General features: G+C 38.1%; 4 protein-coding genes. All 4 read left to right on the top strand.

Annotated features, from left to right (window positions below; genetic code table 11):
• Positions 1–976: 976 nt before the first annotated feature.
• Positions 977–1150: a hypothetical protein gene (locus JN080_RS25705; RefSeq protein ID WP_256238817.1), complete on the top strand. Its 174-nt coding sequence runs from the start codon at positions 977–979 to the stop codon at positions 1148–1150.
• Positions 1151–1904: 754 nt separating this feature from the next.
• On the top strand, positions 1905–2507 hold the full coding sequence (locus JN080_RS25700; RefSeq protein ID WP_256238815.1) for an RsfA family transcriptional regulator: 603 nt from the start codon (positions 1905–1907) through the stop codon (positions 2505–2507).
• Between the two features lie 1592 nt (positions 2508–4099).
• Positions 4100–4345 carry a hypothetical protein gene (locus tag JN080_RS25695; protein ID WP_256238814.1) on the top strand — a complete coding sequence of 82 codons (246 nt, stop codon included), beginning with the start codon at positions 4100–4102 and terminating at the stop codon, positions 4343–4345.
• Between the two features lie 689 nt (positions 4346–5034).
• Positions 5035–6402: a spore germination protein gene (locus JN080_RS25690; RefSeq protein ID WP_256238813.1), complete on the top strand. Its 1368-nt coding sequence runs from the start codon at positions 5035–5037 to the stop codon at positions 6400–6402.
• The last annotated feature ends 2 nt before the right edge of the window (positions 6403–6404 follow it).

Below are 6404 nucleotides of genomic sequence, written 5' to 3'. Positions count from 1 at the left end.
CTTTCCTCCTTTGATTTTTAATAGGTTTTAGGTCTTTGATGTTTGGGTTTTGTGATTTCCCTTTTCTCTTTTGACTTGCGAAGCGAGTTAGTTCCCCAAAGGGAATTATTTTTCGTCTTTTGCAAGGAGAACGAAAAACACGCATAGGCAATGGGTCAAGGGTGCTCTTCGCACAAAAAGTTTTTTGCTGTTGCGGTAGCGTTCTTAAGCAAAAAAGTTTTTTGCCCCTTGACCCATTGACTAGCCTTCTTAGCTTTCAGCCGGAAAGGTTCGGGTGTCCTACTGGCTGGAAGGTTAGAAGACTTGCGCTGTTTAACGATTCGGAAGGCAAAAGGGAAAAATAAACAATAAGAGCAGCCGTTTCGGCTGCTCTCCTTTTGTCTTTTATTCTTTTGATCTTTCAATCTTTTGATTTTCTGATTTTCGGCTCGTTCGGAATGGCGGCGTTAGCCGTAAATGGAACAGGAACCTACGGAAAGTTAAGAAAGATGTTTTTACCTTTCTTTACTTTCCGTGGTTATCGGTCCATTTAATGCCGAATCGACACGTACAGAATGTTAGAAAGGATGCTTTTCCCCTTTCTTACATCCTGTAGTGCTGCCGGCCAACGCAATTTTTTAAATTTTCAATCAGGGCTTTTTATAGTTATTTCTAAAGAAAAAAACTAGCCTTAGGCTAGTTGCAGACCGCCGACAAACTCGATTTTTTCGAATTTGTCGACAGTCAAAAACACTCCCTATGAGCGTTTTATTTTTATGGACTCAGAAAAGTTACATAAGTTAAACACTACCTTAACAATTCATTCATACTTTGTTCATTACATCGCGCTAAGATATTCAATACTCCCATTTCGGGATTATCCGGCATAGCCGGGTCATTAAGCTGTACATAAGGACAACGCAATATATCCATATGTTTACAGTTGTTAGCCAAAGGGCAAGATAATAATGTGAACTTGGAAAAGGAGGAATGAAGATTGGATGTGCCATTAACATCAAAGGAAGTCATTACTCAGATCCAGAAGTTACAGAACGAAGGTCAAACTCTAAAGAAAAAAGAGGTAAAACAACTTTATCCTGATTTAATGCGGAGTGCTTTGTATTACTACCCAAGTTGGCAACAGGCCGTAGAAGAAAGTCAAACAGGGTAAAATTAAGACATTTAAAAAACATCATCTCAGTTAACAGACAGGCCATCCCATGTGGATGGTTTTTGTTTTGTGTTTTTTAAACAGCTTAGAACAGGGCTTCCAAAAATCTAAGGCGACTTGAACGGAATTTTTTCCTCTTAAAGGGAAAGATCCTTTTTGTGCTATTTTGCTGTCACCTGTGTAATGTATTTCGATTGTCACATTCATTTCTTTTAACCTCTTTATGCAGTTATAGATACATTATAACTTAAAGAAAATAAACGAACAAATGTTCTAAAAACTTTTTTCCTTTTTCTTCTCCGGATATCTGCTACCAGATAACTTATATATATATCAAAGAAATCATCCGTTTTAGCCCTCGGACCTACTTCGCGAATAACTTTCATCATTTTTTTGATTGTCGGAAGCGTTGGAGAATAGTCGTTATCCGATGAAATATTACTGATAGTGTTCCGGCTAATCTTACAAGCGGGGCCTAACTGTTCATTGGGTAATTACAGCATTGAATCTTACTTTCTAGCCTAAGATTGATATGAATTCACTTCAGCAATACTTACAACCAAATAATCTGCCTGAACTATTCAGTGTGCTGTTTTGGTAGATAAGTAAAAAAAGCCCGGCTTTCATAGACAAAGACGATTGTTATGTTAGTTGTTTTCTGAAGGTAAATAGATGGAAAGCTAAGAAGTAATATCAGTCTATCCTTTCTAGCAGAGGCATAATATTGTATAAAAACAATAGGAGGGATTTTCTGATGTCATCAACACGACAAGATGCATGGTCCCAGGATGATGATTTGTTGCTTGCAGAAGTTGTGCTTCGGCATCTAAGAGAAGGCCGGACACAGCTACAGGCATTTGAAGAAGTCGGCAAAAGTCTTTCCCGTACTGCCTCAGCGTGCGGTTTTCGTTGGAATTCATCCGTTCGTAAACAATATCAGTCAGATATAGAAACGGCCAAAAAAGTGTGGAAACAATTAAAAAGTCAACCCACCCTTCCCGAACCAGCCTCATTACCTTCTGAATCTGCAACAAGTCTATATTCTCAAGAAGAAAAAGAAAATGGTGAAATAACGTTTCAGGCTACCATCTGTTTTTTGAATGAGCTGTACAAAAAGACAGAACTCTCCAAACAGGGAGATAAGGAAAAAATAAAAGAGTTAGAGAAGAAAACATATGAACTAGTCGTTGAAAATGAAAAACTTGAAAAAAAGTTCAAGTCAATGGAAGAGGATTATCGCATCTTAATTGATATTATGGAACGAGCTAGAAAAATGATTACATTGCAAGACAGAGATCATGATCAGAAGGCAAAATTTCAGATGGCCAAAAACGGAAATCTTGAGAGAGTAGAATAACTTTTGGATAAAAGAGCGGTCTCAACTGGACTGTTGATACACTGTTTTCTGTACTCCAAGACGCAAAATATAGTAATTGAAAATGAGGACGAACCACTAGACACTGTAGTGATTTGTCTTCTTTTTGCTTTGAATCCATATATGTCAACATCCCCCAACAGCCCGCTTTTTTTTTGCTGTTATCAGTTTTATAAGAGTAAGATTCACCCACCTCTTAACATCTTTAAACTTAAGGTATGCACTAAACAATCAGTCATACTTTTTTTAGTCCCGCCCCCTACTATTTTCTCCTCCTTCTACCTCCTGAATTACTTGTTTAATGCGTTGAATTTCGTAAACCTTTTCCATATGTAACACTTCCTTTCTTTGTTTGAGAAGGAAGCAATGATGGGCGTAAATCGGGTGAATCCCAATGACTTAGGGGCAGTTGGGAAGCGTTTTTTGCTTCCTTACTTCCCCTTGGCTTTGCCGATTTTGTTTGCCTGGCGCCCGCCCTTCACGCGGTCATAAGCCCATTCATTATAATGAGGAGAACAAAGAAGGCTTACTACCGTCCGAGCGTGGCGGTCGTATATACCGAAGGTATAAAACGCCTAATGGCAATGGGCTCGATGCCCTTTTGCCATTAAAAACATGGCCTGAGCGTCCGAGGCGAACGGGCCCCGAAAGGGAGCAGCATCGGTTGAAAGGCGAGGCTCGATGCCGAGCTTTTCAATAAAAAAAGAGATTTTTAATCAAAAAGATTTCGAAGAAAGACTGCTAATAAAAATTGCGTACTGTCTCCTTGCGCAACTTGGAGGCAGTCGGCTTTTGGGGATTAGATGTCCCCTAAATGCCGTCAGCACCCTTTCAATCATTGGGAGTAAAGCGAAGCGAGCGACGCGATTCCTGGCGATAGCCATGAATTTCCCATGCTCTTCAATACACTTTTTAAAGTTAAACAACAAAAGAAGGAGCTACCCCTCTTTCCTTTCTTCTACTTCTTCCATCATGGATTAGATCCACTCAATGGCTTCATGTTTGCTGCTGAAATTATCGATTAGACGAACAAATTGTGTGATTACTTCGTCTTCTAATAAGTGAAAGAATTTGCAGATAATATTTACATTGTGAGAGCTAACGTCAAAGAAGCCCGTTATTCCAGATCGGGCTTCTTACTAAGAGAAAAATATGGTATCAGTGTTTGGACGGACAGAGATACGGTAAGTGAACACATTTACTATATCATTACCGTTTATAGTTTAGTTAATGGACAGGAACAATTTGGTGACAGATTTATCTCATTTTATAAAAAAGGAGATTTCCCTAATGAGGAAGGCTCCTTTCCTTTCTGATCAGTCCGTAATGCTTCTGTTCTAAATATGGTTATTTATGCTGTTGATCAAATAAAGAAAGTGGGGACAAACTATAAAATTATCATTTCGGATCTGACAAACGTCAATATTATCAGCCTCGTAGTTTAATTGAAAATTTTTTGTTAGTATTGGCTCATCCCCAAATTAAAAGATGTTAAATATTTGATCTGTTTATAATTTTCCGGTAAAATTATGATACACAGATTGTAAGCGTTTTCTTTTAGAGGTGAGCAAATAATGGATTTTTATGAAAAATTACCTGTTGAGTTTCTTATTCGTTTCTACAACGAAATTATTAAAAATATTGAAAAAGGTATAATTACAAAAACTATGTATTATGAACTTGGTGTAATTATTTCTGTTGCTTCCCGAAGAGGATTTTCCTTAGAGTTTCCTTCTGATTTTAATCAAATAATTAATCAACAAGTCTTAAATGATTTATTGCAATATAAACAAGTGAATAATAGTCCTTGTAGTGCCTAACCTTTATATTTACCTTTGGTTTCTGCATCCTATCCCATCCAGTTGACTTAGTCAACCGGAGGATAAAATCATGACCACCCGTCCAACGGGTGGTTTGCACAACGGCTATAAGCCTATATTACCGGCCAGCGTCTAAAGGCGCTGGCTTTCATTTTAATTCAAGCCTCTATTACCTTTACCACTTTTGCCACCCCTTAAAGGGTATTTGTATTACTTGCTACCCTTTTGTTAGCCTTTTCCATTTGCGCTCAGCACCACAACTTTTGATTGCAGCACCCAGAGGCGGTTTGAAACCTGTACCTGAATACCGATTTCTAGGGGCCATCCCTCATCTCTTACAAAGCATTAATTTCCCGTGATTTCACTCCTTTTGATACAAGAAACTATTCAGGACACACTTTGACGTTTACTTTCATTTGAGCTGCTTTTTAGGGTATTGAAACAGACTAAGTTAAAAGTGCCCTTTCGCTAGGGACTAGTATATCCCCAATTGGTTATCATTTGTAATCCTTTCTCTTTAGTCTTGAGCCTTCAAATGCTTCTTTTTTAACATTCTATCCCCAAGAATAGCCGTAACATGACACTGCACATTCTGCACCTATGCCAAGCTAGTGAATGATATAGATTATGAATAATCTACCACCTTTCGTAAATCATATAATTGATTCTGCAAACTTGGAGGACATTTCATGGATACCTTTGATATAGAAAATGGGAAATTCCAATCAAAAGAAACGATTGATTGGTTATCGATTCAATTAAAACCAACTTTCGATTTAATAGAAAAACGCCTGGAACACCGAAAAAAAGGGGCGAAGCTTCTTTTCATCAAAACCCTAGTTGATGGTGATAAAGTTCAACAAATGATCATCAAACCTTTTTTTGAAATGGACACAGAAGATGATATGAGGGCCTATTTATCCTCCCTTCCTGACCAACAAGAGACCACCTCCAAAGAGCAGATTTTGGGTGAGTTAACAAAAGGTAGTGTGGTAGTGGGCATTCATGGTCTTATCTTCATGTTCGACATGAAAACCGTAAATACAAACACGGTACCACCTACCCTATTGGAAACAACCATACAAGGACCTCAAATGTCCTTAAGTGAAGATATACAAACGAATGTAAATTTAATCCGACACAGATATCATCAGCCATCCCTATCAGTTGAGATGTTTGAGGTTGGGGAAAAATCAAATCAATCATTGGCCGTTATCTATGACAGAGATTTAGTTAATCAGGCTGTCTTGCAAATAATAAAAACAAAAATAAGTAATCTTAAAGAGCCAATTGTTCAATCTACAGCTGAATTGCAAAGAATGATGAATGAAGAAAAGTATTCCCTATTCCCTTCTATGATAATTACTGAGAGAACAGATCGTATTGTTTATAACCTCTCTGGGGGAAAAGTAGTCTTACTTTTAGATGGAAATCCAACAACCATCATTGCACCTACTGTTTTTTTCGACTTTATGTCAGCGATGGACGACAACTATAATTCATACTGGGTCACAAAGTTTAGTAGAATCATTCGTTATATGGGATTGTTTACCTCACTCATTCTCCCGGGATTTTACGTAGCATCTACCTCCTTTAATCCAGAAATTCTTCAATCGCAACTTGCCTTATCCGTTGCGGGAAGTCGTTTAGGAGTACCCTATCCATCTTATATGGAAGTGCTGTTTATGTTAATTTTTATGGAACTTTTAATTGAGGCTAGTATTCGACTCCCCCGAGTTATCAGTGGGGCAGCAACAACGGTAGGAGGACTAATTTTGGGAACAGCTGCCACGGAAGCAACATTAGCATCCAATATTATGATTATTGTCGTTGCAGCTGTGGCCATTTGTAATTTTGCCATTCCCATAAGCGGGTTAAATTATGCTGTTCGAGTGTTGAAATACATCGTCATCTTCTTTGCATCGATTGCTGGTGTGGCAGGGCTACTTCTTTCGTTTATTGGAATTGTCATGTATCTTACCCATCTTAGAAGCTTTGGCGAACCCTATTTAAAGTTATATATGCAAAGAAAGACAGATGAAAAGAAGGGGATGTAGAC

This window comes from Bacillus sp. EB600 (assembly GCF_024494385.1).
Classification (GTDB): Bacteria; Bacillota; Bacilli; order Bacillales; family Cytobacillaceae; genus JAEVLT01.
This window is presented reverse-complemented; position numbering and strand designations above follow the sequence as displayed.

Coding starts and splice junctions, on each gene's coding strand:
- JN080_RS25700 (WP_256238815.1), top strand. CDS start 1,905: ATGTCATCAACACGACAAGATGCATGGTCCCAGGATGATGATTTGTTG.
- JN080_RS25695 (WP_256238814.1), top strand. CDS start 4,100: ATGGATTTTTATGAAAAATTACCTGTTGAGTTTCTTATTCGTTTCTAC.
- JN080_RS25690 (WP_256238813.1), top strand. CDS start 5,035: ATGGATACCTTTGATATAGAAAATGGGAAATTCCAATCAAAAGAAACG.